This is a genomic window from Vreelandella sp. L-15, from assembly GCF_056857635.1.
In genome coordinates, this window is record NZ_JBSXNN010000043.1 from 1 (window position 1) to 25,413 (window position 25,413).

Here is a 25,413-nt window from a genome sequence, read left to right on the forward strand (position 1 = left end):
GGTTTTCCTTTTGGTTCATGGTGTTAGGGGTAACAACATGATACCGGCGGGAAAGCCCCCGATCTCGTTGATAGCACTGAAATTTTCAACGCTATTCAGGCAGTTACAGCACCACCTGTGGAAAAGTGGGGAGACGCTAGGTGACGTTGGAAGTCGTCAGTGGGCGGGTGGAGGTGGCAGAAGGGGGCATCCAAAGCGCCGTCGAGTAGCGGCCTCGACGACGCTCAGTGCTAGCCTGCCGAGCTGCGCAGGGCTTCGATGTCGGCGTGGGTGGGCAGCGCGGCATACGCGCCGGGGCGGGTGACCGCGTGGGCACCGCAGCGGCAGGCAATGTCCACCGCGCGGGTGAGAAACGCGCTGTCCTGGTGCCAGCTCTCGCTGATGCCGTAGCTTGAAAGCTCCGCGAGCAGGCCGCCAATAAAGGCATCGCCACCGGCGGTGGTGTCCACCGCCGTGACGCTGGGTGGCGTCACGGTTTGGTCAATGCCGATGCCTTTGAGTACTACATTATTGGGGCCGTCGGTAATTACAATCACCTTCACCCCTGCGGCCATGCGCTCGGCGAGCCACGCTTCCTTTGGGTGGTCGCCACGCAGGTAGTCCAGCTCTTCGAGAGAGACTTTGACCAGCTCGGCGCTATCGACCAGCTCGGTGACCAGCCAAGGATCTGCCGCACCCTCTGCCCACAGGTTGTGGCGCAGGTTGGCGTCCACGCTCACAAGGCAGCCTGCGCGCTTGGCCATGGCGGCAATCGCGAGGGTGGTCTCGGCAATGTCGGTGTCGGTCAGGCTGTTGCTACACAGGTGAACGATGGCGGGCTGCTCGAACACGCCGTGGGGAAGGTGTTCCAAGCGGTAGAGCAGGTCGGCGGCCGGTGGGCGGTAGAAATCGAAGGTGCGCTCGCCACTGCTGTCGCGGGAGACAAACGCCAGCGCCGTGCGCGCTTCTTTGGTAAGCACGACGCCCTGGGTATCCACGCCGTGGCTTTTCAGCTCACGAATTAGAAAGTGCCCAAACGTATCATCACCCACCATGCCCAAAAACTGGCTGGGCACGTTGAGCCGTGCGCAGGCCACCGCCACGTTGGCGGGCGCGCCGCCAGCATAGGGGGTAAAGGTTTCCTGCCCTGTGTTATCGCCCAAGCGGCTAGAGAGCATATCAATCAAGGCTTCACCGAAAGCAATCACCGGTGTCATAGGTCTTTCCTTGTCATTATTGGCATCAATGTTGAGTGAGCGTACTAAGCGACGCAGTGGCCGCGGGCGGCCTCCAGCAGTTCATACCAAGTTTCTCTGGGCAGCGTTTCCGGGCCGTTCAGCATATCGGCAATACGCTCCGGTTTCACGCTGCCCACCACCGGTGCTGGGCGGCCGGGCAGGGTGCGCAGCCATGCTAGCGCCAGCGCGCCGGGGGTGCTGCTAAGCTCGCCTGCTAAACGGTTCAATACGCGGCTCACTTCACCCTGCATCAGTTGGCCGCCCGCCAGCGGAGACCACGCCATGGGCGCATGGCCATCGGCACCGAGGTCGTCAAAGCTGCCGTCAAACAACGGCGCGCTATGGGCAATCGAAAGCTCGATTTGGTTGGCGCGTAGCGGGTGATGCATATGGCGTTGCAGCCTGCGCCACTGACTGGGCAGATGGTTGGAAATCCCCGCCGCGCCGATTTTGCCTGCCTCTATGGCGTCATCCAGCGCACGGCCTGTTGCGGCGGCGTCCATCAGCAGGTCCGGGCGGTGAATCAGAAAGTGATCCAGACGCTCGACACCCAAGCGGCCCAGCGCATCGTCAATGGCGCGGCCCAAGTAGTCCGGGCTGGCATTGTAGTGCTTGACCTTGCCGGAACCGGGGGCCGGGTTGTCGTTGGCAATGCTGGCTTTGGTCACCACGTGGAGCCGCTTGGCCAGGGCCGGGCGGGCGCGCAGCGCCTGGCCGAATAGCGTTTCGCAAGCTCCGTTGCCGTAAATGTCGGCATGGTCGAACCAGTGCAAGCCCTGCTCTAAGCGAGCTTCGATCCAGTCGGCCAAATGGCTCGCCTGGTGCATCTCTTGCGCTTCATGCAGGCGCATCATGCCGAGTACGAACGGCACGTCAAAGGTCACAGCAGCCATGGCGTATTTCCGTCAGTTTAAAAGACTTCTTCGTTATGCAGCGCTTCGGCGGCACCCAGCAGGCCGGTCCACGGGTGAGTCACAATCCTCACCGGGATGTCGGCGTTGTAAGCGCCCATGCGCCCTTTATTGACGAAACTTGCGCGCAGCTCACACTTGGGCAGCCAGTCCAACAGGCGGGGCAGAATACCGCCGCAGAGATACACGCCGCCGCGCGCACCCATGGTCAGGGTGGCATCGCCGCACACGTCGCCGAGAATTTTCAAAAAGCGCAGCAGGGTAGCCGTGGCCAGGGCATCGCCCTGGTTGGCCGCTTGGGTCACTTCGGCGGGGGTCTCGCAGCGCGGCGTTTGGCCTTCCAGGGTGCAGTGGGCTTGGTATAGCTCTAGCAGCCCCTGGCCGCACAGAATGCGCTCGACGCTCACCCGCTGGTGGCGCTGTAAGAACACGTCCAGCAGCGCGCGTTCGGTGGTGTCGGTAGGCGCAAAGGTAACGTGGCCGCCCTCGGTCGGCAGCGGAATCCAGGCATGCTGGCCGGGGAACACCCCGGCCACGCCCAAACCCGTACCGGGGCCGATGACCAAGCGGGTCGAGTGCGACTGGGCTTCACCAGGCTGCACTTCGACGAGGTTGTCTTCACCCACGTGGGGAACGCCCAGTGCTTGGGCGGTGAAGTCATTGATGACTTTGAACAGCGACAGATTCAGCGCCTGCTGAACGTCGCTTTTCATAAAGTCCCAATGGTTGTTGGTCATCTTTACCCGCTCGGCGTGCACCGGGCAGGCGAACGCCAAGCAGGCTTCTTGCGGGGCGTTATCGCCCGTTGCGCCTACCCGAGCGAGATAGTCCTGAATCGCTTCGATCACGCCGGGGTAATCGGCGCAGGGTAGGTTAAGAATGTCGTGGGGCGTGACCTCGCCCGGCGTGACCAACGCTAGGCGAGCATTCGTGCCGCCAATGTCCCCGATTAATGCCGGTCGCATCAGGCGTCCTCTTGAAAAATCTGACCTTCTTGACGAGCGAGATCGTCGGCTTCGAAGCCGCCCAACGAGCCTGCGCCCTCTTCGCCGCGCATTGCCAAGTGGCGGAAGCCCGAGAACAGCTCGCGGCCCAGGCCCACATGGTAGTGATCCAAATTGGCGACAACGAGCTCACGCTCGGCCCAGGTGGCGGCGTCTACCTTGGCTTCCAGAGTACCGGCGTTGGCATCCAGGCGCACCACGTCGCCATCGCGCAGCTTGGCCAGCGGGCCGCCGTCGAGCGCTTCCGGGCTCATGTGGATAGAGGCGGGTACTTTGCCCGATGCGCCGGACATGCGGCCATCGGTGACGAGGGCCACCTTGAAGCCACGGTCCTGAAGTACGCCCAGGAACGGTGTTAGTTTGTGCAGCTCGGGCATGCCGTTGGCTTTGGGGCCTTGGAAGCGCACGACGACGATCACGTCGCGGTCCAGCTCGCCCGACTCGAACGCCGCTTTCATCTCGTTTTGGTCTTCGAAGATCTTCACCGGCGCTTCGACGATGCGGTGCTCCTCGGCTACCGCCGAGACTTTGATGACGCCACGGCCCAGGTTGCCTTTCATCACGGTCAGGCCGCCGGTGGGAGCGAAGGGTGTCGCGACCGGGCGCAGCACTTCTTCGTCCAGGCTGTTTTCCGGGCCTTCGCGCCAGACCACTTTGCCATCTTCCAGGAAGGGCTCTTGGGTGTAAGCGGTCAGGTCGGTGCCAAACACGGTGGGAATATCGCCGTGGAGCAGGCCCGCGCCTAGCAGTTCGCGGAACAGGTAGCTCATGCCGCCTGCGGCCTGGAAGTGGTTGATGTCTGCTTGGCCGTTCGGGTACACCTTCATCAGGCTGGGGGTGACCGCTGACAGATCGGTGAAGTCATCCCAGTTAAGGGTAATGCCCGCCGCTGCCGCCATAGCAATCAGGTGCATGGTATGGTTGGTCGAACCACCGGAGGCCAGCAGGCCGACCACGGCGTTGACGATGGCGCGCTCGTCGATCTGCTTATAGAACGGACGGTACTCGCCGCCGGGTTCGGTGTTGCGAATGGCCTGCTCGGTGGCGTAGCGGGTGAGCGCTTCGCGCATCTCGGTGCCCGGGTTGACGAACGAGGTGCCCGGCAGGTGCAGGCCCATCACTTCCATCATCAGCTGATTGGAGTTGGCGGTGCCGTAGAAGGTGCAGGTGCCGGGGCTGTGGTAAGAGTCGGACTCCGCCTGCAGCAGCTCCTCGCGGCCCACCTTGCCTTCGGCGTAGAGCTGGCGAATGCGCGCTTTCTCCTTGTTCGGCAAGCCGCTCGGCATCGGGCCTGCGGGTACGAACATGGCGGGCAAGTGACCAAAGCGCGCCGCGCCAATGAATAGTCCGGGAACGATTTTATCGCATACGCCGAGGTAAAGCGCGGCATCAAACATGTTGTGCGACAGGCCCACGGCGGTGGCCATGGCAATTACATCGCGGGAGAACAGCGAGAGTTCCATGCCCGGCTGGCCTTGGGTCACGCCATCGCACATGGCGGGTACGCCACCGGCAAACTGCGCGGTAGAACCCATGGCGCGGGCGGCCGCTTTAATGGTTTCCGGGAAGGTTTCAAACGGCTGGTGGGCCGAGAGCATGTCGTTGTACGAAGAAATAATCCCTAGGTTGGCGCTGTTCATCAGCTTCAGGGAGTCTTTCTCCTGGGCGCTACAGGCAGCAAAGCCGTGGGCCAGGTTGCCGCAGGAGAGCTCGGCACGATGCACGCCACGCTTGTGCTGGTCGGCCATGCGGCGCTCGTAGAGAGCGCGGCGCTCGGCAGAGCGTTCACGAATACGTTGGGTAACCTTAGCAACCGTAGGATTGAGTGTGGCGGGTGTTGAACCAGGCATAGAGACCTCTGCATGTGTAGAGACGGTGAATCCAGATTTGTAGTTATTTTACATCTTGTGGCGTCGATATAAGAGACTTTACGGCAATAAAAACGCTATTTATAGATTAAGCTGTAGTTTTATTACCCGAAAGGATGAGCCGGATGATCCCAGCGTCCAGCCCATGATAGCCAAAAAGCGCTCATGGGCCGAACGCGCCTGCTCAGGAGTCGACCTCGTCGCTGCTGATATGGAACAGCATGGCATACAGGGTGGGTACGGCAATCAGCGTCAGCAGCGAGGCAAACGCCAGGCCGCCCATGATGGTCACCGCCATGCTGTTGAAGAAGGCGTCGGCCAAAAGCGGCAGCATGCCGAGGATGGTGGTACCAGCGGCCAGGAAGACCGGCCGCAAGCGGCTGATGCTGGCGTCCACCAGAGCAGAAAAGCGCGCCTTGCCCTCCTTGATCTGCCCATCGATCTCGTCCACCAGCACGATGGCGTTTTTCATCAGCATGCCCGACAGGCTGAGCATGCCCAGCAGGGCGGTAAACGAGAAGGGCAGGCCGGTCACCAGCAGGCCAATCACCACGCCACACACCGACATGGGCACCACCAGCCAGATGATCAGCGGCTGCTTGAGCTTGCCAAACAGCAAAATCGAGGTCAGCAGCATCACCAGCAGGCTGATGGGCAACTGCTGGGCCAGCGCCTCCTGGGCATCGCCGGAATCCTCGTGTTCACCTCCCCAGCTCAGCTGGTAGCCCGGTGGCAGCGTCATGGCCTCGATCTCTTCGCGAATGCCGCCGAAGGCCTGGGCGGCGGTATAGCCCTCGGCGGGGTCGGCCCCGACGGTCAACGTGCGCACCCGGTTGCGGCGTTGAATCAGCGCTTCCTCGCTATCGGTATCGAAGGAGGAGACCACCTGGCTGATGGGCACGAAGCGCTGCTGCGCGGCGCTCCACACGTTGCGGTTTTCCAGCAGTGCCACATCGTCCCGCTCGGCCGCCGGTGGGCGGGCAACGATGGGTAGCAGGTGCTCGCCTTCACGGTAGGTGCCTGCCCGAATGCCCGACGAGGCAAACTGTAGAGTCTGGGTGATGTCTTCACGACTGACCCCGGCAATGCGGGCGCGCTCCTCGTTGATGCGCGGCCGCACCACCAACTCCTGCTGACGCCAGTCGGTACGCTGGTCGATCAGGTAGGGGCTGTCGGCCATGATGCGCTGGGCCTGGTCGGCCAGCGAGCGCAGCACTTCCGGGGAGGGCCCCTGAAAGCGCGCTTCGATGCCCGCGCCATCGCCCGGGCCGAACTGCAGCCGCTGGGTGCGTACCTGCGCGCTGGGAAACGCTTCGTTCAGCTCTCGGTAGAAGCGCTGGTCCAGCGCGGGAATGGCGTCCAGGTCTTCGGTGCGCACGATGAACTGGGCATAGGCGGTGTTGGGCTGCTCCGGGGCGTAGGTGAGCATGAAGCGGGTAGCGCCCTGGCCGATGAAGCTGGCCACCGATACCACGTCCTCCTGCTCCAGGATATACGCCTCGATATCGGCGGCGTAGTCGGCGGTCGAGCGAATGTCGGTGCCCTGGGGCAGCTCCACATTGACGAAGAACAGCGGCGTGTTGGAGTCCGGAAAGAACGACTGGGGAATCAGGCTGAAGGCCCACAGGCACACGGCGGTGATCAGCACCAGCGCGCTGACGGTGACGATGCGCATGCCCAGCGCCAGCAGCAGCACCCGGCGATAGGCGCGATAGAGCAGGCCGCCGTACAGCTCGCGCTTGCTGGGCTCGTCGTCGTTCTCGTTTTCGTCCTGGTGCTCGTCTGCTTGCTGCTCGTCAGCGGGCTGATCCTCGTCGTCGCCTTTCTGGCGCAGCAGGTAGTAGCCAAACAGCGGGGTGACGGTGATCGCCAGCAGCCAGCTCAGCATCAGGGACACCAGAATGACCATGAACAGCGAGTAGAGAAATTCGCCGGTGACATCGTCCGACAGGCCAATACCGGCAAAGGCCATGATGCCGATCACCGTGGCGCCCAGTAGCGGCAGCTGGGCACGCTTGGCGGCGCTGCCTGCAGCCTCCTTGGCGCGCTGGCCGCGCTTGATGTTGGTGACCATGCCTTCGGCGACCACGATGGCGTTATCCACCAGCATGCCCATGGCGATGATCAGCGCCCCCAGCGAGATACGCTCCATCTCGATGTTTAACAGCCCCATGAACAGCAGGGTGCCCAGCACGGTGAGCAGCAGGGTACTGCCGACCACCACGCCGATGCGCCAGCCCATGGCCAGGCACAGCACCCCGATCACGATGGCCACCGACATGGCCAGGTTGAGCAGGAAGTCGTTGATGGCATCGTTGACCACATGGTGCTGTTCGTAGAGAGGATGTAGCTCTACGCCCAGCGGCAGGCGGCTTTTCAGCTCTTCCATGCGGGCTTCGACGGCTTCGCCCACTTCGATGATGTTGTCGTTGGCGGCGCCCGCAATGCCGAGCGTGAAGGCATCCTCGCCGTTATAGCGAATCAGCTGGTTGGGCTGGTCGCTGGGCTCGCGGTAGACGGTGGCGATATCCATCAGCGACACCTGTTCGGTGGTGCCGGGGCGGCCGATGCGGATGGCTTCGATCAGCGCGGTGCTGTCGATGTCGCTACGCGCCACCAGCCGCACCTGGCGTTCCCCTACCCGCAGGCTGCCCGCGTTTTCCACGGCGTTTTCGGTCTGGATGGTGTTGATGACCTGATTGATGGGAATGCCCAGGGTGGTCAGGCGCTCGTTGGAGATGTCGATGTAGATGGTCTCTTCCCGCTCGCCTGCGGTGGTCACCCTGGCCACGCCGGGTACTGCCAGCAGCTCGCGCTGAAGAAACGTCGAAATATCGCGGATCTCCCGCGTGGTGAACCCATCGGCCGTGACCGCATAGAAGAGGCCGTACACTTCACCGAAATCGTCGTTGACTTGGGAGCCCAGCACCCCCTCGGGCAGGGCCCCCTGGGCATCGTTGATCTTGTGGCGCAGCTCATCCCAGATTTGTGGCAGTTCGTGGCTGCGGTAGCTGGAGTGGACTTCCACCTGGATTTCCGAGCGCCCGGGCAGCGACTTCGATTCTATGACGTCGATCTGCTCCATCTCCTGGATGGCGCGCTCCAGACGTTCGGTGACCTCTTCTTCCACTTCAACGGCGGTGGCGCCGGGGTAGGGCGTGTTGATGATGGCGTTGGGGATGGTGAAGGCGGGGTCTTCGAGTTTGCCCACCGTATTGAATCCCCAGATACCGCCCAACAGGCAGATCACCACGATCAGCCAGGTATTGAGAGGCCGTTCGATGGACAGCTTGGCGATGTTCATGGCGGCTCCTAGAGGGCGTTATCCAGCGGTTTGACGCGCATGCCGTCGCGCAGCAGGTGTACCCCGGCCGCCGCAATCGACTCGCCAGGCTGAACGCCTGCCACCAGCATCACGGCGTCGTCGCTCAGCTCACCCACGGTGACCTCCCGGGGCGATACCGTGCCCTCGTCGGGGTCGTAGACCCACACGCGAAAATCACCGCTCTCGGTGGTGTCCAGGGCGCTGGCTGGAATCATCATCACCCCGGACACCAGCCGCTCGGCGGGCTCGATGAACACGGTGGCCGTGGTGCCGGGCAGCGCCACCAGGTGCTCGCCTTGGGCGGGCGCGAACTCCACCTGATAGGTCTGGGCGACCTCGTCGGGCTCGGTGATGTGTTCGCGGTACTCCAGCGCAATGCGCTCGCCGGGCAGCGTGGCGATCTCGGCTTCGGCGTTGAAACCGTGTTCGCCATCGAGATGCTGCATCAGCGCTTCGGGCACGTTGATGCGAATGCGCAGCTCCGAGATGTCCTGAATACGGACGACTTCGGCATTGGGCGGCAGCGTGGTGTGGTTTTCCACCAGGCGGCGGGCAATCAGCGCATCAAAGGGCGCGTACAATGAGGTGTAGGCCAGCTCCTGGCGGGCGCTCTCCAGCTGGGTAGCGGCCAGCTCGGCATCAGTGCGGGCCGCTTCCAGCACCGAGGCGGAGACGGCGTTATGGCGATACAGATTTTCCTGCCGCTGCAGATGCTGGCGGGCCTGGGACAATTCCGCTTCCGCGGCGCGCACCTGCAAGGCGTAATCGGTTTGATCGAGCTGGGCGATCAGCTCGCCTTTGGCCAGCGTGGTGCCCTGTACGGCTGGAAAGGTGGTCAGGCGGCCGCCCACCTGAAAGGCCAGATTGACGGTGCTCACGGCATCGACGCGACCCACAAAACGACGGCCCGAGAAGGCCTGCTGCTGGCCGGTTTCGAACAGTTTGACCACCTGAGCCGGAGGCTCGGGGGGCTCTTCGGCGTCTCTGCAACCTGCCAATAACGTCACGCATGCCAGCAACCCGGCCAGAGTGGGTAGCCACTTCCCCTTGCGGATGAACCTCATCCAATGCCTCCCTGCAAGTCAATGGGGGATCACGGTGGTGTGATGTATCCCCTGTTTCGTCAGCCCCCTATAATAGGTACTCTTAGCCACTTCGAACAGGTGTTTGGTTAAACGCCGCCCTAAATCGGTATTCACCCGAACTGCAAGGATGATCAGCGTGCACAGGAATCGCCCGTGGGGCCCCCGCCTCAAACCGTTCACCACTGCCTCGGCGCTGGCCTTGCTGCTGGCAGGCTGTGCGGTCGGCCCGGAGTATCAAACGCCCGACATTGAGCTGCCGGAGAGCTGGCCTGCCCATATCACTCTGGAGCAGCAGGCCCGTGACGACTGGCACCGCTGGTGGCAGCGCTTCGAAGACCCGGCGCTGAACCGGCTGGTCGAGCGCGCCAGCGAAGATAATCTCGAACTGGCGATTCAGTTGGCGCGCATTCGCGAGGCCCGGGCCCAGCTGGGGTTTGCCGATGCCGAGCGCTTTCCCACCGTGGGCTATCAGGCCGAAGCCAACCGTGAGCGCACTCCGGGGGCGGCGCTGCCCATCGATGTTCAGCCCGTGCAGGAGCTGCTGACCTCCACCAACAACGTGCAGGAGCTGCTGACCTCCACCAACAACCAGTACTCCCTGGCCGCTAGCCTGGAGTATGAAATCGACCTGTGGGGGCGGCTAGCCAACCAGCGCGCTGCGGCCATGGCCGCCCTGCAGGAGAGCCTGTTTGCCAGAGACGCCGCCGAGCTGGGCGTGATCGGTGACGTGGTCACCACCTACGTCAGCCTGAAAAGTGCCGAAGCCCAGCAAGCGCTGATGGAGGAGACCCTGGCCGCGTACCAGGAGACCTATCGCCTTCAGGCGCTGCGCTTCGAGCATGGCGACATCAGCGAACTGGAACTGCGCCAGGCCGAAGCCGAGTGGCGCAACCTGCAGGCAGAGCTGCCGTCGCTCAAGCAGCAGGTGGAAACCCTGCGCGGGGCCCTGGGCACGCTGGTGGGCATGTCCCCCGATGAGCTGCTGACTACCCTGGACACCGGCACGTCGCGGCTGGACGACCTGGCCCAGCCGGTGGGCATACCTGCCATGATGCCGTCGGCGATGCTCCAGCGCAGGCCCGACATTCGCTCGGCAGAAGCGGCGCTGATCGCGGCCACCGCCCAGATCGGCGTGGCCGAGGCCAACCGCCTGCCGTCGCTCAATCTCAGCTCCTTTTTGGGCACTGCGGCCGCCAGCACCAGTGATCTGTTCAGCGATGTGGCCCGCACCTGGGGCGTCGGGGCCTCGGTGATGGGGCCGCTGTTCGACTTCGGTCGTAGCCAGTCCGGGGTGGAAAGCGCCGAAGCGCTGGCCGAACAGGCCGAAGCGCAGTATCGCCTGACCGTGCTGACCGCTTTCAACGAAGTGCGCGATGCACTCTACAGCTACGACTTCAGCGAGCGACGGCTGGCCGCCATCGACGAACAGCTGGAGGCCGTTGCCCGTACCCGGGAGCTGGCCGTGCTGATGTACGACCAGGGGCAGGTGAGCCAGCTGGAGCGCCTGGACGCCGAACGCAACCTGCTCTCGGCCCGTTTGGCCCAGGCCGGTGCGCGCCGTGAACAGCTGGCGGCCACGGCCACGCTGTTCAAGGCGCTGGGGGGTGGCTGGCAGGAAACCCCCGTTTACTGATTGCCGGTACGGTAACCACAGCCCGGGCGGCTCCGCTGGCCGCCCGCATCTGTTACCATGCTGCGCTTGCGATCACTTCATCTCTGGTTTTGCTGCCACTGGAGCTGCCATGCCTCCCAGCGCGTCCTCTGCTGCCGCTTCTGACTCCCTTGCCGCTTACCCCTGGCTGCCTGATATCGGCCCCGTCGATGCCGCCGCCGCTGAGCGCACTCGTGCCTACCTCGATACCTTGACCAAGCCGCCCGGCAGCCTGGGCAGGCTCGAAGCGCTGGCGATTCAGCTCAGCGCCATCACGGGCAGCGCCCGCCCTCGGGTGGATAGCCCTGCCGTGGTGGTGTTTGCCGCCGACCATGGCGTGGCCGCTGAAGGCGTGTCGGCGTTTCCACAGGAGGTGACCGCGCAGATGGTCGCCAACTTCGTTCAGCAGGGCGCGGCCATCAACGTGTTTGCCCGCCAGCTGGGAGCTCGGGTGGACGTGGTGGATGTCGGTGTGGCGTCGCCGCGACCGCTGCCGGGAGCCACCGATGCCCGCGTGCGTTCGGGCACGGCCAACATGCTGCACCACGACGCCATGCCGCTGGACGACGCGCGCCAGGCCATGCAGGCCGGCATGGCAGCGGTCGAGCGGGCCGTACAGGCGGGGGCCAATGGGCTCATCGTGGGCGAAATGGGTATCGCCAACACCACCGCCAGCAGCGCCATGCTGGCGGCCTTGCTAGGGGTGCCTGCCGCCCAGGTGGTGGGGGCGGGCACCGGTATCGACAGCACCCAGCAGGCCCACAAGGCGGCGGTTATCGAGCGGGCGCTGGCCAATCGCCAGGCGAATCCTGACGACCCGCTGGAGGTGTTGTGCAAGCTGGGCGGCCTGGAAATTGCCGCCATGGCGGGTGCGTACCTGGCGGCGGCGGCCCACCGCGTGCCTGCGGTGGTGGATGGCTTCATTGCCACGGTGGCGGCCCTGACCGCCTGCCGCATGGCCCCGGCACTGTGCGACTACCTGGTGTTTGGCCACCGTTCGGCGGAGCCGGGCCACGTCCTGGCGCTGGAAGCCCTGGCGGCGCAGCCGCTGCTGGCCCTGGAAATGCGCCTGGGCGAGGGCAGTGGGGCGGCGCTGGCTTACCCGCTGCTACAGGCCGCTGCCGCCATGCTCAGTGACATGGCCACGTTCTCCCAGGCGAGGGTGAGTGGCAAGGCACCATGAGCCTCGACTTGCTGAGCCTGCCCGCTCTGGCCGGATGGGTCGCGCTGGCCATCGTCATCGATTTGATCGTGGGGGACCCGCGCGCGCTGCCCCACCCGGTGGTGATCCTCGGCAAGGCGATTAGCGCCCTGGAGCACCGCTGGAACAAAGGCAGCCCCCAGCGGCGGCGCCTGTTGGGCGGGTGCCTTACCCTGGTGGTGGTGCTGGGCACCTTGTCGGTGGCCTGGCTGGGGCTTGCGCTGTTGTCGTGGGTGCACCCCTGGCTGGGGCTGGCCGCCGAGCTGTGGCTGCTGGCCACCACGCTGGCCATCAAGGGGCTGGCGGATGCCGGGCGGGCCATTGCCGCCCCGTTGCGGCAGGGCGATTTGCCCGGCGCGCGGCAGGCGCTGTCCAGAGTGGTGGGGCGTGATACCCAGGCTCTGGATGAAGCCGAGATTACCCGGGGCGCGGTGGAAACCGTGGCGGAAAACACCGTCGATGGCATTACCTCGCCGCTGCTGTTTGCGCTGCTGGGGGGCGCGCCGCTGGCGCTGGCCTACAAGGCCATCAATACGCTGGACTCCATGGTGGGCTACCGGAACGAGCGCTACGGCGACTTCGGCTACGCCTCGGCCAGGCTGGACGACCTTGCCAACTGGCTGCCTGCCCGGCTGACCGCCCTGTGCCTGTGGCTGGCGGGCGTGCTGTATGGGGTGTTTCACCGCTCACCTCTGCGCTGGCGGGGCGCCCTGGCGGCCACCTGGCGCGAAGCGCCCCGCCATCCAAGCCCCAACGCGGGTTGGCCCGAGGCGATGGTGGCGAATTTGCTGGGCGTCCAGTTGGGCGGCACCAACGTCTACCAGGGGCAAGTATCACACCGGGCCACGCTGGGCACCGCCCATGATTTACTGAAAGCCAGCCACATCACTACCACGATTTGGCTGATGCACGGGGCCTGGCTGCTGTTCTTCCTGCTGCTGCTCTTCCTGCAGCTGTGCCTCGTGATGGCTACGGGGGCCGGGTGATGCGCGACCAGCCCGGCAACCTGCCTCTCCATCATTGGCCAAGCCACGGTGGCCAGGCCGCCGCGCTGCTGCAGCGCTTTGGCCTGCCTGCCGACCACCCGCTGGAAGATATCAGCGCCAACCTGAACCCGCTGGGCCCGCCCGGCTGGGTAACCGGCTACCTGGCCCAGCGCCTGGCTGGGCTGGGCCGCTACCCCGAACCGGACTACCGCGCCGCCAGGCAGGCGATTGCCGAACACGCAGGCGTGGAGCCGGGGCAGGTACTGCTCACCAACGGCGGTGCGGAAGCCATCTTTCTGGCGGCGGCGCACCACGCTGGCCAGCAGGCGCTGATCGTCACTCCTACCTTTGGCGAGTATGCCCGGGCCTGCAACGCCCACGGTGTGCGCATCAGCGAGCTTGGCCTGTTGCCGGGCACCTTCGACCCGCCCGCGGCCGCGTTGCTGCAGGCGGCAGCCAGCGCTGATGTTGTGTTCGTCTGCCGCCCCAACAACCCCACCGGCACGCTGCTGCCCGTGGCGCTTATCGAGGCGCTGCTGGGCGCCTTGAAACCGGGGGCCTCGCTGGTGGTGGATGAAGCCTTCATCGACCTGGCATTGGAGGCTGCACCGCTGACTCCGCTGCTCCAACGCTACCCGGCGTTGATCCTGCTGCGCTCCATGACCAAATTCTTTACCCTGCCGGGCCTGCGGCTGGGCTACGTGCTGGCCGATGAGGGGCGTATCGCTCAGCTTCAGGCGCAGCAACCGCCCTGGAGCGTCAATCATCTGGCTGCTGAACTGGTGCCGCCGCTGCTGGCGGATGAGGGCTTTGCCCGGCGTACCCACCAGTGGTTGGCCCGTGAGCAGCCACGCATGGGCGCTGCCCTGGCCGCGCTGGGGCTGGAGGTGGTGCCCAGCCACAGCTGCTTTCATCTGGTGCGGCCTGGGGCCGCCCAGCGGCAGCGGGGCATTTCCAGTATCGTGCTGCTTGAGCGCCTGCTTCACCAAGGTATGCTGGCGCGACATACCCATGGTTTTGCTGGCCTGAAGGGTGGTTGGCTAAGGCTGGCGCTACGTGATGGTGTGACCAATGATCGGTTGTCAAAGGTGCTGAATGATTGTCTTTGTTAGTGGAGGGGCTCGGTCGGGCAAGAGCCTGGTGGCGGAGCAGTGTGTTCAGCAGTACGCCGACGGCAAGACGTGTTACTACGTGGCCACCGCCGACATCTACGATAGCGAAATGGCCGAACGGGTAGGCCATCATCAGGCCCGCCGCGCCAACCACTGGGTCACCCTGGAAGCCCCGCTCAACATCGAACAGGCCGTGGCCCAGGTGCCCAACGGCCATGCCGCCCTGTTGGACTGCCTGACCCTCTGGGCCAGCCAGGTGATGTTCAATACTCAGGAGGACGCCGCACCGGTCAGCGAAACGGAAGCCTTTGCGCTGTTGGTGCGTGCGCTTCACGATGCCCGCCGCCGGGGGGTGACGCTGGTGGTGGTCTCCAACGATCTCAACGAAGCGCTCCTGCCTGCCTCGGCAGAGGTGTGGCGCTACGTGGAATTCCTGCAAGGGTTGCACCGCTGGCTGGCGGCCCAGGCCGACCGGGTGGTGGAGGTGGTGGCCGGGCAGTCCATCGAATGGAAGGCGGCTGGCGCACCATGAAACACGCTCTGTACGGCATGCTGCTGGCGCTGCAGTTTCTGACGCGTCTGCCGCTCCCCGTTGCCTGCCCCTGGACACCGGCCACCCGGCGCTGGGCCATTCGCGCCTACCCGCTGGTGGGCCTGATGGTGGGGGCGCTGCTGGCCTGTGTCGCCCTGCTGTTGGGCCAGTGGCAAACCCCATCGCCCATCGCGGCGCTGGTACTGCTTAGCCTGTGGGTGGCCATTTCCGGTGGCCTGCACTTGGATGGCGTGATGGATCTGGCCGATGCGCTGGGTAGCAACCAGCCGCTGGAACGGCGCTGGGAGATCATGAAAGACCCACAAATCGGCAGCTTCGGTATGTTAGCGCTGCTGTTTTTGCTGGCCTGGAAGGGCGTGCTGCTCTGGGCGCTGCTGCAGTATCACGCGCCGCTGTGGTGGCTGATGGTGGTGCCCGCGTTGGGGCGTTGGGCGGGAGTCGCGCTACTTGTACTGACCCCATGCGCCCACTCACGCGGCCTGGCCTGGAGCTGGCAGCAGTCGCTCAGCTGCCGCGATGTTGGGCTAGCGCTGGTGCCGTTGCTACCGCTGGCGTTGGTATGGCCCGCAATGGCGCTATGGCTGGTCGCAGTCGCGTGTTGGTTAGCGCTGACGCGTGCGGCGCTGCTGCGTCTATTTAACGGCATTAACGGCGATATGGTCGGTGCCACCATTGAAGGAGGAGAGCTTTGGCTACTGGTCTTAATGTGGAGTTGGTGGCAGTTCGTCACGGTATCACCGCCTGGAATTTAGAGCGCCGTTACCAGGGCCAGCGGGATATTCCGCTGCTGTTTCCCGATGCGGAGGAAGGGCTGCTAACGCTTCGGAAAGCCCTGATGGATGAACGCTTTGACGCGATTTATGCCAGTGACCTTGGCCGCTGCCAGCAAACGCTGGCGTGGTCACAAGCAGCAAAACCGGGTATACCCGTCTATGCCGAACCGCGCCTACGGGAGCTCGATTTTGGCGAGTACGAAGGCAAGGTTTACGATGAATTAAAAGAATTGCCGCACTATCGCGCCTGGATTGATAGCGCCGGAGAGCTGCAAATTCCCGGTGGAGAGTCTTCTGGCCAGCTGCGCGAACGTCTAGATGCTTGGCTCGACGATGTCGCGACACACACTCAGCAGTATGGCTATCAAAAAGTGTTAGTGGTGACCCACGGCGGTGTGATTCGTGAGCTACGCCGCCGTTTTGAAACCCTCGATTTTTGGGAGGGAATTGTGCATCAGGCCCAAGGACGGCGCTGGCAGCTCGCGTATCAGGCAGGTGAGGATGGAAAAGGAGAATGGCAATGCAACTATTCATCGGCGGTGCCAGTGCAGGTAAGCGCGACGCTGTAAAACAACGCTTCCCCAGTGCGGTATGGTGGCGCTTAGCCCCTGGCCAGCGCCTTCATGAGGTCGCCCACGTCATGCTACCGAATACGCCGCTGGTGCTCCACGGCTTGTTTGAGTGGCTCACCGCCGCGCAGGATTCTGACTTCAGCAGCGACGAGTGGCGAGCCCAGTGGCGGGAAGATTTACAGCGCCTAAACCAAACCGCCGCAGAGGATAACGTCACGCTGGTGATTATTGCCAACGAACTGGGTCGTGGCCTGGTGCCCATCGCCCGAGACCAGCGCCGCCTGCGCGATTTAAACGGCTGGTTCACCCAGGATGCCGCCGCCCACGCTGAGCAGGTATGGTACGTGCGCCACGGCCTATTACAGGCGCTGAAAGGCTAGACGGTAAATTGACCAACCTCTAACAAGTTGCTAGTTTACGCGCACTCTCAGGTGCTGGTGGCACTAACGCCATCAATTAAACGGGAAGTTGGTGAACGTTTTTTGTGAATCCAACGCTGCCCCCGCAACGGTGATCGAGATAAGAACGGCTAGAGACGCCACTGTGCTTACGCATGGGAAGGTGGTCGTTCGGAAAGGTATGGCGCTTACGTTAAGCCGCCCCTTTCGCTCGTCAGCCCGGAGACCGGCCTAAGAGTGACGGCTAAAAAAAGCCAAAGATTACCGGCATGCGGAGGGCATGTGGAGGGCGAATACCAGTGGCTTTCAGCCGCTGTTTTCCCTTGTGTGCCCCTGCCCGGCCACTAAAAACACGCTGTGCGGGTGAGCACAGTGAGCAAGGGACCTTTCATGAACCACCGTTTTCACACCACCGCCACACGGGCGGCATTTGCGATGGCAGCACTGCCGCTGGCCATCTCCTTTTCAGCCCAGGCCCAGTACGCCGAAGCGACCACGGAATTAGCGGCGCTTGATCCTGTCGTTGTCACCGCTGCATTAGCGCCCCGCACCGCCAATGAAAGCCTCTCATCCGTTAGCGTGCTGGATGAAGCTACTTTTCGCCGCCAAGACCCCACCAGCCTAACCGATCTTCTACGCGGCCAGCCGGGCGTTGATGTCACCAGCAACGGCAGTTTTGGTAAAAGCGGCAGCGTTTCTTTGCGTGGTGCGCCCGGCGATGCAAACGTGCTAATGATAGATGGCATTCGGCTGCGTTCAGCCACAGCGGGTAGTGCCGCTTTTCAGTATTTAGATCCTCGTATGTTTGACCGCGCGGAAATCGTGCGCGGCCCGCGGGGTAGTCTTTACGGCGCGGATGCCGTTGGCGGCGTGATACAGCTCTTTACCCCTGATGGTGACGAACAAGGCCCGCAACCCAATATTTCCATCGGCGGTGGTTCATTCAATACCCAGCGGGTAAGTGCCGGTATTTCTGGACGCGAAGGCGGCACGCGCTACAGTTTTGCCGGTAGCCATTTCAATACCGACGGCCAGCCCATTCGTCGCGGTGGCGAAGACAAAGGCTACGACAACACCTCGGCGCTGGCCCGTGTTGCACACACCTTCGAGAGTGGCGCTGAAGTGGGCGTGCTGGCGCTGCGCGCTCGCGGCCACAACGAATATGATGGCGGTGAGAATGACTTCGTTCAGCAGGTGGCGGGTATTTACGGTGAGCTACCGGTAACTACTACCTGGCGCAGTCGGTTAACGCTAAGCGAAGCCCGCGATGAGCTGGACACGATGGATAACTTCGGTGGGTCGGTGATTGATACCCGCACCCAAACCGCTCGCTGGCAAAACAACATCCAGCTCGGCGCCCATGAGGTAATCGCGGGCGCTGAAATTAGCGAAGACCGCGTTTCAAGCACCAATGAGTTTGAGGTCACCAGTCGCGATAACACCGCGGTATTTACGCAAGCGCTGCTCGACTTTTCGCCGTTTGCTATTCAGGCAAGCCTGCGTTACGACGACAACGAGGCCTATGGCGATGAAGTGACCGGCAGCTTGGCGCTGGGCTACGAACTGGATAACTACCATACGCTGCGCGCCAGTATAGGCACGGCGTTTAAAGCCCCGAGTTTTAATGACCTCTATTGGCCGAACTCTGGCAACCCTGATCTCAATCCGGAAAAATCTGAAACCGTTGAAGTGGGCGTTCGCGGCCAGTACAGCCAGTGGTTCTGGGACGTGGCCGTCTTCCAAAACGACTACGACGACCTGATTGCCTGGGCGCCGACGCCAAGCGGTTTGTGGGCGCCACAAAACGTCAATAATGCGCGTATTCGCGGTGCTGAGCTTTCAAGCGGCGTAGAAGTCAACGACTGGGTACTGCAAGCTGCCTATACCTACCTGGACCCGGAAGATCAGGAAACAGGCAATCGACTAGCCCGCCGTGCTAGCCAAAGTGTGCGGCTAGATGCTGACCGCGAGCTTGGCGATTGGTCATTGGGAGGGTCGTTAGTAGCACAAGGTTACCGCTATGATAATGCCTCTAATACTCAGCGATTGGGTGGCTATGGGTTGGTTAATCTACGTGCGGGATGGCAGTTTGCACCGCTTTGGACGGCCCGTGTTACGGTAGAAAATGCCTTTGATAAAGAGTATGAAACCTCGCGTGACTACATCAACGCAGGCCGGGCAGGGTTCTTGAGTGTTCACTTTGGCCAGTAGCCAACGTGGGTTAATGCGCGGGGCCTTGGGCCTCGCGTTTTTGCTCATAGCCATACCTGTCCAGGGCCACGACCACTCACGCTGCGTGGTGGATGATCGTGACCGCGAAGTATGCCTGCACAACGCTGCACGGCGTATTGCCACGCTCTCCCCAGGGGCAACGGAGCTGACCTACGCCGCAGGCGCAGGAGATCAGGTCGTGGCCGTGGTGAGTTACAGCGACTACCCGCCGCAAGCCCAAGAAGTGGCTTCGGTGGGCAGCCATACGCGGATTGATTTAGAGGCCCTGGTCGGGCTTGCCCCGGATTTAGTCATCGGCTGGGTAACAGGTAACCCCGCCGAGCAGATGGAAACCCTAGAAGCGCTGGGCATGCCGGTGTTCTACATCGAGCCGCGTAGCGTGGAAGACGTCGCCCACACCATTGAGCGACTGGCCCGTTTAGCGGGAACTGAACCAACTGGGCGGCAGGCGGCTAGCGAGTTTAGAGACGGCATGGCCGCGCTCACCGCCCGCTACAGGGAGCGCGACCCGGTACCCACGTTTTATCAGGTGTGGGACGAGCCGCTGATGAGCGTTAATAACGAACATCTGATTGGTCAGGTAGTAGAGCTTTGCGGCGGCGAGAACGTCTTTGGCGAGCTGGAACGGCTGGTGCCAAGACTGGATGACGAAGCCGTGCTGGCCGCCAACCCCGAGGCCATTATTGCTGGAGGAATGGGGGAGGAGAACCGCCACTGGCTCACCCACTGGGAACAGTACCCCAATTTAGCCGCCGTAACGGGCGATAACCTCTATTTTGTGCCACCTTCTTTAATTCAGCGGCCCACTCCGCGCCTGTTGGAAGGCGCACAAATTCTGTGTGAGAAACTTGAACAAACTCGCCAAAAGCGCGGGGCCTCTTGATGGTGGCGCGCCTGTGGCACCCCCTTGGTCTGTTGGCGTTGATCGCCGTGGCCGCCATGCTATTGTCTCTGGCGGTGGGTAGCGCGCAGCTTTCGGCAGCGCAGCTCTGGGCGGTGGTGCAGGGCCAGGGCGATGCGCTGGCGCGTACCATGGTGATCGAGCTTCGCCTGCCACGGGCGCTTTCTGCCTTTGCGGTGGGCGGGCTGCTGGCGGTGGCCGGTGCCTTGATGCAGGTGCTGCTGCGTAACCCGCTGGCAGACCCCTACGTACTGGGGCTTTCCGGCGGGGCATCGATGGGGGCATTGGCGGCCATGTTGGCCGGGATGGGCGGTGTGCTTATTTCGGGTTCGGCATTTTTAGGCGCGCTGCTCTCTACGTTTTTAGTGTTTGGCCTAGCCCACGGCAGCGGCGGCTGGACGCCTGCCCGGCTGTTGCTGACGGGCGTGGTCGTGGCCGCGGGGTGGGGCGCAGTGATTACCCTGATGCTCGCGCTAAGCCCTGCCGAGCGGCTGCCGGGGATGCTCTACTGGCTGATGGGGGATTTATCCTACGCTCGCGCGCCGTGGCCGCCGCTGCTGCTATTAATCGCCACCTGTGTATTGCTGATACCCCTGGGGCGCAGCCTCAACGTACTGGCCCGTGGCCCCCAGCAGGCCGCCGCCCTGGGCGTGGATGTTCGCCCATTGGAGTGGGGAATTTACATTGCCGCCAGCCTCTTGACCGCCACCGCCGTGACCACCGCAGGCAGCATTGGGTTTGTGGGGCTAGTAGTGCCCCATATGCTGCGCCTGCTGCTCGGCAACGACCAGCGGCTGATTTTACCTGCCTGCGCCCTGGCAGGCGGCACGCTGCTGGTACTCGCCGATACCCTAGCGCGCACCATGATTGCCCCCGAGCAGCTCCCCGTAGGCGTGATTACCGCGCTGCTGGGTGTGCCCACCTTCCTCTTTTTGCTCTACCGGAGCCGCTGATGACCCGCTTGGCGACTCAAGACCTGATCATTAACGTGCCAGGGCGTAGCGAAGGCACGGCGCTGAACCTCACCATTGAACCGGGGCAGGTGTGGGGCGTGCTTGGCCCCAATGGCGCGGGTAAAACTACGCTGTTGCATACGCTGGCGGGGCTGAACGCCCCCCGTTCAGGGCAGGTGCTGATAGGCGACACGCCGCTAAGCCAGCTGCGCAGGCGGCAAGTGGCCCAACGCCTAGGGCTGGTGTTTCAAGAGCGGCTAGATGGCTTTCCCGCCACGGTGCTGGAGACCGCGCTGATAGGCCGCCACCCCTACCTTTCCCTGTGGCAGATGGAAGGGGCCGACGACTACGCCCGCGCCGAGGCCGCGCTGGCCGCGCTGGACGTGGCCCACCTGCGCGACCGCCTGGTGAACACGCTCTCCGGCGGCGAACGCCAGCGGGTGGCCGTGGCCACGGTACTGACCCAGGCCCCCAGCCTCTGGCTGGCCGACGAGCCCACCAACCATCTGGATCTGCACCATCAAAGTGCGGTGATGGCGCTGATGGCCGAACAGGCCGCCCAGGGCAGCGCGGTGATGATGTGCCTGCACGACCTCAACCTGGCCGCCCGCTGGTGCGACCACATTTTGCTGCTATACCCCAGCGGCGAAGCCTGCTGGGGCCCACGAGACACCATGCTGGTGCCCAGCGCCCTAGAGCGGCTCTACCAACAGCGGCTGGCTACGGTAGATGTGGATGGTGCGCCGGTGTTTGTGCCCATCCAGGCACCCCTTACCGACCATGAGTGATTTAAGGAAGAGACATGTTGCAAGGTAAAGCACACGCAGCGCTCATCAGCGCCCCCGGTTCGGGTCAGGGAAAATCCATGGTCACGGCGGCGCTGGCACGGCTGCACCGTAACGCCGGGCGCACCGTGCGGGTCTTCAAACACGGCCCCGATTACCTAGACCCCATGGTGCAAGAAGTCGCTTCCGGCCAGCCGGTGTATCAGCTTCACCCCTGGATGACCGGCGAGCACGAGTGCCGCTGGCGCTTAGCCAAAGCCGCCCAAGAAGTTGACGTGATTTTGGTGGAGGGCTCCATGGGGCTATTCGATGGCTCACCCTCCAGTGCGGACTTAGCCATCCTGGCGGGCATCCCCGCGCTGCCGGTGATTGATGCCTGGGGCATGGCGCAAACCTTTGGCGCGGTGGCCCAAGGCCTGGCCAACTACCACCCCGACCTCGCCATTCACGAAGTGATCGCCAACCGCATCGGCAGCCCCGGCCACGGCAAGCTGCTGAATGAGAGCATGCCGGAAGGCATTGCCCTGCTGGGGGCCATTCCCCGCCACGAGGCCATGCAGATCCCCGACCGCCACCTGGGCCTGGTGCAAGCCAGTGAGCTCAGCGGCCTGGATGCCCAGCTAGACGCCGCCGCCAAGGTGTTAGAAGAAGCTGGGCTAGGTCGCCTGCCTAAAGAGGTATCGCTAAGTGCTGACGCCCCCACGCCTGCACCGGACTATTTGCGCGGCGTGCGTATCGCCATCGCCAAAGACGACGCCTTCGCATTTATCTACCGCGCCAATCTCGATGTATTAGAGGAGATGGGCGCGGCGCTGCACTTCTTCTCACCGCTCAACGATTCTACACTGCCAGAATGCGACGCCCTCTGGCTGCCCGGTGGCTACCCGGAACTTCACGCCGCCCGCTTTACTGCTAATCAACCGATGCGAGAGGCGATCAGCGCCCACCACCGCGCAGGCAAACCGATACTCGCCGAGTGCGGCGGGCTAATGAGCTGCGTCGAGCAGCTGGTCGACGGTGAAGGCACAGGCCACACGATGATGGGGCTACTGCCCGGCACTGCCAAAATGGCCGGTAAGCTGACAGCACTTGGGCTGCAAAGCCTGCACACCCAAAGCGGCGAACTGCGCGGCCACACCTACCATCACTCGCTGCTGGACACCTCCATGCAACCGCTGGCCCGCACCCGCAAATTGGCTGGTAGCGAAGCCGAACCCATCTACCGTGAGGGCGCGCTGATCGCCAGCTATTTCCACGGCTACTTTCCCTCCGCGCCTAAATTGGTGGCGGATATTTTCACCGGCCAACTAATTCACCTAGCGGAGTAACGGGCAGGGGAGCGCGCAGCTATAAGCCCAAAAATATGGAAGGTTTTTCCATAAAGCAGCAGTGGGCTATCATAGAGCGGCGAGACACTCCCCAACCCTAAAGGAGCTACCATGAGCTTTTACGTCTACCTTTCCGGCGAGATTCACACTGACTGGCGCGAAGAGATCCAGCGCGGCGCAGAAGCCGCAGGCCTGGACGTGGTCTTCACCGCCCCGGTGACCGACCACGACGCCTCTGATGCCGCTGGCGACCACCTGGGCAAACCGGAGAACGGGTTCTGGCGTGACCACCAGTCCTCCAAAGTGAACGCCATTCGCACCCGCACCCTGATCGAACAAGCCGATCTGGTGGTGGTGCGCTTCGGCGACAAGTACAAGCAGTGGAACGCCGCCTTCGATGCAGGCTACTGCGCGGCACTGGCCAAGCCCTACATCACGCTGCACAGCGAAGAGATCGTTCACCCGCTGAAAGAAGTCGACGCCCAAGCGCAAGCCTGGTGCACCACCACCGATCAGGTCGTGGAAACCCTGCGTTACGTGCTGAAAGCGTAGCTCGTAAAACGTAAAACACCCCAAGGAGCCCCCCATGCGCGAAAATGCCAAAACCCCGGAACGCCATGCCCAGCGCATGGCGGCCAAGCAAAAAATCATGAACGAGCGCATTGCCCGCGCCGATAAAGAGCAGGGCATCTTGCTGGTGCTCACCGGCCCCGGCAAAGGCAAAAGCAGCTCCGGTTTTGGCATGCTCGCCCGCGCCCTTGGCCACGGCATGAAGGTCGGCGTGGTACAGTTCATCAAGGGCGCGTTCAGCACCGGTGAAGAAGCCTTCTTCCGCAACCTGCCCAACGTGGACTACCACGTGATGGGCGAAGGCTACACCTGGGACACCCAAGACCGCGCACGCGACGTCGCCGCCGCCAACGCCGCCTGGGAACAAGCCAAGCGCATGCTCCAAGACGACAGCTACCACGTGGTACTGCTCGACGAACTCAACATCGCCCTACGCTACGAGTACCTCGACCTAGACCAGGTCCTCGACGACCTACAAGCCCGCCCCGACATGCAACACGCCATCGTCACCGGCCGCTACGCCCCCCAACCCCTCATCGACCTCGCCGACACCGTCACCGAAATGAAAGTCGTCAAACACGCCTTCAAAGACCAAGGCATTAAAGCTCAGAAAGGCATCGAGCTTTGAAGTGAGGCGAAAAGTGGAAGGGGAGAGGAGTGACAGGTTAGTGCGAGACGTTGCGAACTGAGCCCCAACCACCCGCCGCGGACACCGGCACGAAGCCCCCATTGTGGGAGGGAGCTTCAGCTCGCGACGATCAAGCCACCAAACCTCACCCCACCCACCCTTGTGGCAGGAAGCTTTAGCTCGCGACAATCAAGCCACCAAACCTCACCCCACCCGCAGCGGCGGCCCGGCGCGAAGGCGGCCCCAGCCGCCCCGGCCCCGCCACATCCCCTCACTCACACTCCTCAAACCACTCCATCCTTTGACCCAACGCAATTTTTCCAAAAATCTACGTGACCAAAGCCAAATTTATCAATAGAGTATGATTAAACCGTAAAAAGCAGCAGGCACGCGAATTTTGGTTATGTGGAAGGGCGTATAATCACTGTTATGTGAACTATTTATCGTATACAGGTTAAGTCATGACAGAAGAGTTTGAACTTGAAATGAGCCCGTTGTCGCAGCCAATCACCGTGGATGGAAAAACTATCCAGGTTGATATTTATCGTGGTGATAAGGGTGGTTGGATACTGGAAGTTATCGACGAATCGAATAGCTCGTTGGTCTGGGATGACGAGTTTGATAATGATGCAGCCGCGCTAGATGAAGTGAAGCGAACCATTGAAGCTGATGGCATCGACAGTTTAATTGAATGAGGCAGGTTCATTTGAATCGTTCACATAACCAGTCGCATCAGCACGCACCTGCGGTGCTGGACACTCACGCTGTTCGTGCCGCTGTGCTCGGGCGTTAGCTTTCAAGGAGTCCATGTGCGAGCAACTGAAATCCTGAATGAAATTGAAGAGCTCACGCGAGATCTAGAGAATGCCATTCGGTCTCATGGCCCTGAGATGGTTGCCGCATTTATGGAGCGTAAATCTGCTGTAATTAACGCAGCGAATCTCCAATGGAAATTTGACACTCAGCAACTGGTGCAGCCCAGCAGAGATGAGCTTCAGCAATTAGATGATTATGTTGGCGTATCCTCATTTATTTCGGCTTGGTATCACCTTGCAGGTATGAAGGCCAAGCGAGACAAAGCGGCGCATTCGTGCTCAACCCTCATTGCAGGCTTAGGGTTTGAGGCTGAGAAAGTGTTGGCTCAATACATTTCAGCAGAGCGCTTGTGGAGGTCTGAACTCAAACAGGCTGGTCTAGCTCCACGAAACCGAAAGTTAATAAAAGTGATGCTGATTATCGCGGCGGCGGCCGGTGTTGCGTACTTTACCATCAAATAGCCCGATAGATTGAGAGCTAACAAGTTGCTCCACGCGGAAAAATTACTCGCTGCGCGCCCAATTTTCCGGTGAGCAAGGCGTTA

The 25,413-nt window shown here is 62.5% G+C and carries 23 protein-coding genes and 1 riboswitch; of the genes, 17 read left to right on the forward strand and 6 right to left on the reverse strand.

Annotated features, from left to right (window positions below):
* Nucleotides 1-230: 230 nt before the first annotated feature.
* The 6 genes from AC13CY_RS05675 to AC13CY_RS05700 form a co-directional block, all read right to left on the reverse strand.
* Entirely contained in the window at nucleotides 231-1,196 is a 966-nt protein-coding gene (locus tag AC13CY_RS05675; protein WP_335589608.1) for a PfkB family carbohydrate kinase, read from the reverse strand.
* A gap of 44 nt (nucleotides 1,197-1,240) precedes the next feature.
* Complete coding sequence (locus AC13CY_RS05680) at nucleotides 1,241-2,110, reverse strand: aldo/keto reductase (protein WP_062360308.1); 870 nt, start codon at nucleotides 2,108-2,110, stop codon at nucleotides 1,241-1,243.
* Between the two features lie 17 nt (nucleotides 2,111-2,127).
* Nucleotides 2,128-3,093, reverse strand: coding sequence for a glucokinase (gene glk / locus AC13CY_RS05685; protein ID WP_044629365.1), 966 nt, complete (start codon nucleotides 3,091-3,093; stop codon nucleotides 2,128-2,130).
* The gene (gene edd, locus AC13CY_RS05690) at nucleotides 3,093-4,982 is read right to left on the reverse strand and encodes a phosphogluconate dehydratase (protein WP_058578351.1); all 1,890 of its coding nucleotides are present in this window, start codon (nucleotides 4,980-4,982) and stop codon (nucleotides 3,093-3,095) included. Before edd ends, glk begins: the two co-directional genes overlap by 1 nt.
* A gap of 202 nt (nucleotides 4,983-5,184) precedes the next feature.
* The gene (locus tag AC13CY_RS05695) at nucleotides 5,185-8,304 is read right to left on the reverse strand and encodes an efflux RND transporter permease subunit (RefSeq protein ID WP_235253563.1); all 3,120 of its coding nucleotides are present in this window, start codon (nucleotides 8,302-8,304) and stop codon (nucleotides 5,185-5,187) included.
* 8 nt (nucleotides 8,305-8,312) lie between these two features.
* Nucleotides 8,313-9,389: an efflux RND transporter periplasmic adaptor subunit gene (locus tag AC13CY_RS05700; RefSeq protein WP_052509936.1), complete on the reverse strand. Its 1,077-nt coding sequence runs from the start codon at nucleotides 9,387-9,389 to the stop codon at nucleotides 8,313-8,315.
* Nucleotides 9,390-9,537: 148 nt separating this feature from the next.
* Between AC13CY_RS05700 and AC13CY_RS05705 the strand changes: the two genes are divergently transcribed.
* The 17 genes from AC13CY_RS05705 to AC13CY_RS05785 all read left to right on the forward strand — a co-directional run bounded on the left by AC13CY_RS05705 (nucleotide 9,538) and on the right by AC13CY_RS05785 (nucleotide 25,330).
* Nucleotides 9,538-11,043 carry an efflux transporter outer membrane subunit gene (locus AC13CY_RS05705; RefSeq protein ID WP_474789827.1) on the forward strand — a complete coding sequence of 502 codons (1,506 nt, stop codon included), beginning with the start codon at nucleotides 9,538-9,540 and terminating at the stop codon, nucleotides 11,041-11,043.
* Between the two features lie 109 nt (nucleotides 11,044-11,152).
* Nucleotides 11,153-12,244, forward strand: coding sequence for a nicotinate-nucleotide--dimethylbenzimidazole phosphoribosyltransferase (cobT, locus tag AC13CY_RS05710; RefSeq protein WP_483052376.1), 1,092 nt, complete (start codon nucleotides 11,153-11,155; stop codon nucleotides 12,242-12,244).
* Nucleotides 12,241-13,248, forward strand: coding sequence for an adenosylcobinamide-phosphate synthase CbiB (gene cbiB / locus AC13CY_RS05715; RefSeq protein ID WP_475317039.1), 1,008 nt, complete (start codon nucleotides 12,241-12,243; stop codon nucleotides 13,246-13,248). Before cobT ends, cbiB begins: the two co-directional genes overlap by 4 nt.
* Nucleotides 13,248-14,360 (forward strand): threonine-phosphate decarboxylase CobD, encoded by a 1,113-nt coding sequence (cobD, locus tag AC13CY_RS05720; protein WP_074210708.1) that lies wholly within the window; start codon nucleotides 13,248-13,250, stop codon nucleotides 14,358-14,360. Before cbiB ends, cobD begins: the two co-directional genes overlap by 1 nt.
* The gene (locus AC13CY_RS05725) at nucleotides 14,344-14,892 is read left to right on the forward strand and encodes a bifunctional adenosylcobinamide kinase/adenosylcobinamide-phosphate guanylyltransferase (RefSeq protein WP_044629358.1); all 549 of its coding nucleotides are present in this window, start codon (nucleotides 14,344-14,346) and stop codon (nucleotides 14,890-14,892) included. Before cobD ends, AC13CY_RS05725 begins: the two co-directional genes overlap by 17 nt.
* Nucleotides 14,889-15,665, forward strand: a complete 777-nt coding sequence (gene cobS, locus AC13CY_RS05730) for an adenosylcobinamide-GDP ribazoletransferase (protein ID WP_054641779.1) — start codon at nucleotides 14,889-14,891, stop codon at nucleotides 15,663-15,665. The genes AC13CY_RS05725 and cobS overlap by 4 nt, the downstream gene beginning before the upstream one ends.
* Nucleotides 15,620-16,255 (forward strand): histidine phosphatase family protein, encoded by a 636-nt coding sequence (locus AC13CY_RS05735; protein WP_228168887.1) that lies wholly within the window; start codon nucleotides 15,620-15,622, stop codon nucleotides 16,253-16,255. Before cobS ends, AC13CY_RS05735 begins: the two co-directional genes overlap by 46 nt.
* Nucleotides 16,207-16,638, forward strand: coding sequence for a bifunctional adenosylcobinamide kinase/adenosylcobinamide-phosphate guanylyltransferase (locus AC13CY_RS05740; RefSeq protein ID WP_058578360.1), 432 nt, complete (start codon nucleotides 16,207-16,209; stop codon nucleotides 16,636-16,638). Before AC13CY_RS05735 ends, AC13CY_RS05740 begins: the two co-directional genes overlap by 49 nt.
* Before the next feature lie 32 nt (nucleotides 16,639-16,670).
* Nucleotides 16,671-16,905, forward strand: a riboswitch (cobalamin riboswitch).
* 141 nt (nucleotides 16,906-17,046) lie between these two features.
* Nucleotides 17,047-18,867, forward strand: coding sequence for a TonB-dependent receptor domain-containing protein (locus AC13CY_RS05745; protein ID WP_054641777.1), 1,821 nt, complete (start codon nucleotides 17,047-17,049; stop codon nucleotides 18,865-18,867).
* 13 nt (nucleotides 18,868-18,880) lie between these two features.
* Complete coding sequence (locus tag AC13CY_RS05750) at nucleotides 18,881-19,771, forward strand: cobalamin-binding protein (protein WP_054641778.1); 891 nt, start codon at nucleotides 18,881-18,883, stop codon at nucleotides 19,769-19,771.
* A complete protein-coding gene (locus tag AC13CY_RS05755; RefSeq protein WP_062360321.1) occupies nucleotides 19,771-20,742 on the forward strand; it encodes a FecCD family ABC transporter permease in 972 nt (323 codons plus the stop codon). Before AC13CY_RS05750 ends, AC13CY_RS05755 begins: the two co-directional genes overlap by 1 nt.
* Complete coding sequence (locus AC13CY_RS05760) at nucleotides 20,742-21,530, forward strand: ABC transporter ATP-binding protein (protein WP_062360323.1); 789 nt, start codon at nucleotides 20,742-20,744, stop codon at nucleotides 21,528-21,530. Before AC13CY_RS05755 ends, AC13CY_RS05760 begins: the two co-directional genes overlap by 1 nt.
* Before the next feature lie 14 nt (nucleotides 21,531-21,544).
* Entirely contained in the window at nucleotides 21,545-22,855 is a 1,311-nt protein-coding gene (locus tag AC13CY_RS05765) for a cobyrinic acid a,c-diamide synthase CobB (RefSeq protein ID WP_483052377.1), read from the forward strand.
* 111 nt (nucleotides 22,856-22,966) lie between these two features.
* Nucleotides 22,967-23,407 (forward strand): YtoQ family protein, encoded by a 441-nt coding sequence (locus AC13CY_RS05770; RefSeq protein ID WP_044629351.1) that lies wholly within the window; start codon nucleotides 22,967-22,969, stop codon nucleotides 23,405-23,407.
* 34 nt (nucleotides 23,408-23,441) lie between these two features.
* Nucleotides 23,442-24,053 (forward strand): cob(I)yrinic acid a,c-diamide adenosyltransferase, encoded by a 612-nt coding sequence (cobO, locus tag AC13CY_RS05775; protein ID WP_062360328.1) that lies wholly within the window; start codon nucleotides 23,442-23,444, stop codon nucleotides 24,051-24,053.
* A 461-nt stretch (nucleotides 24,054-24,514) separates the two neighbouring features.
* Nucleotides 24,515-24,748 (forward strand): hypothetical protein, encoded by a 234-nt coding sequence (locus tag AC13CY_RS05780; protein WP_483052378.1) that lies wholly within the window; start codon nucleotides 24,515-24,517, stop codon nucleotides 24,746-24,748.
* Between the two features lie 114 nt (nucleotides 24,749-24,862).
* Nucleotides 24,863-25,330, forward strand: a complete 468-nt coding sequence (locus tag AC13CY_RS05785; RefSeq protein ID WP_483052379.1) for a hypothetical protein — start codon at nucleotides 24,863-24,865, stop codon at nucleotides 25,328-25,330.
* Nucleotides 25,331-25,413: the final 83 nt, after the last annotated feature.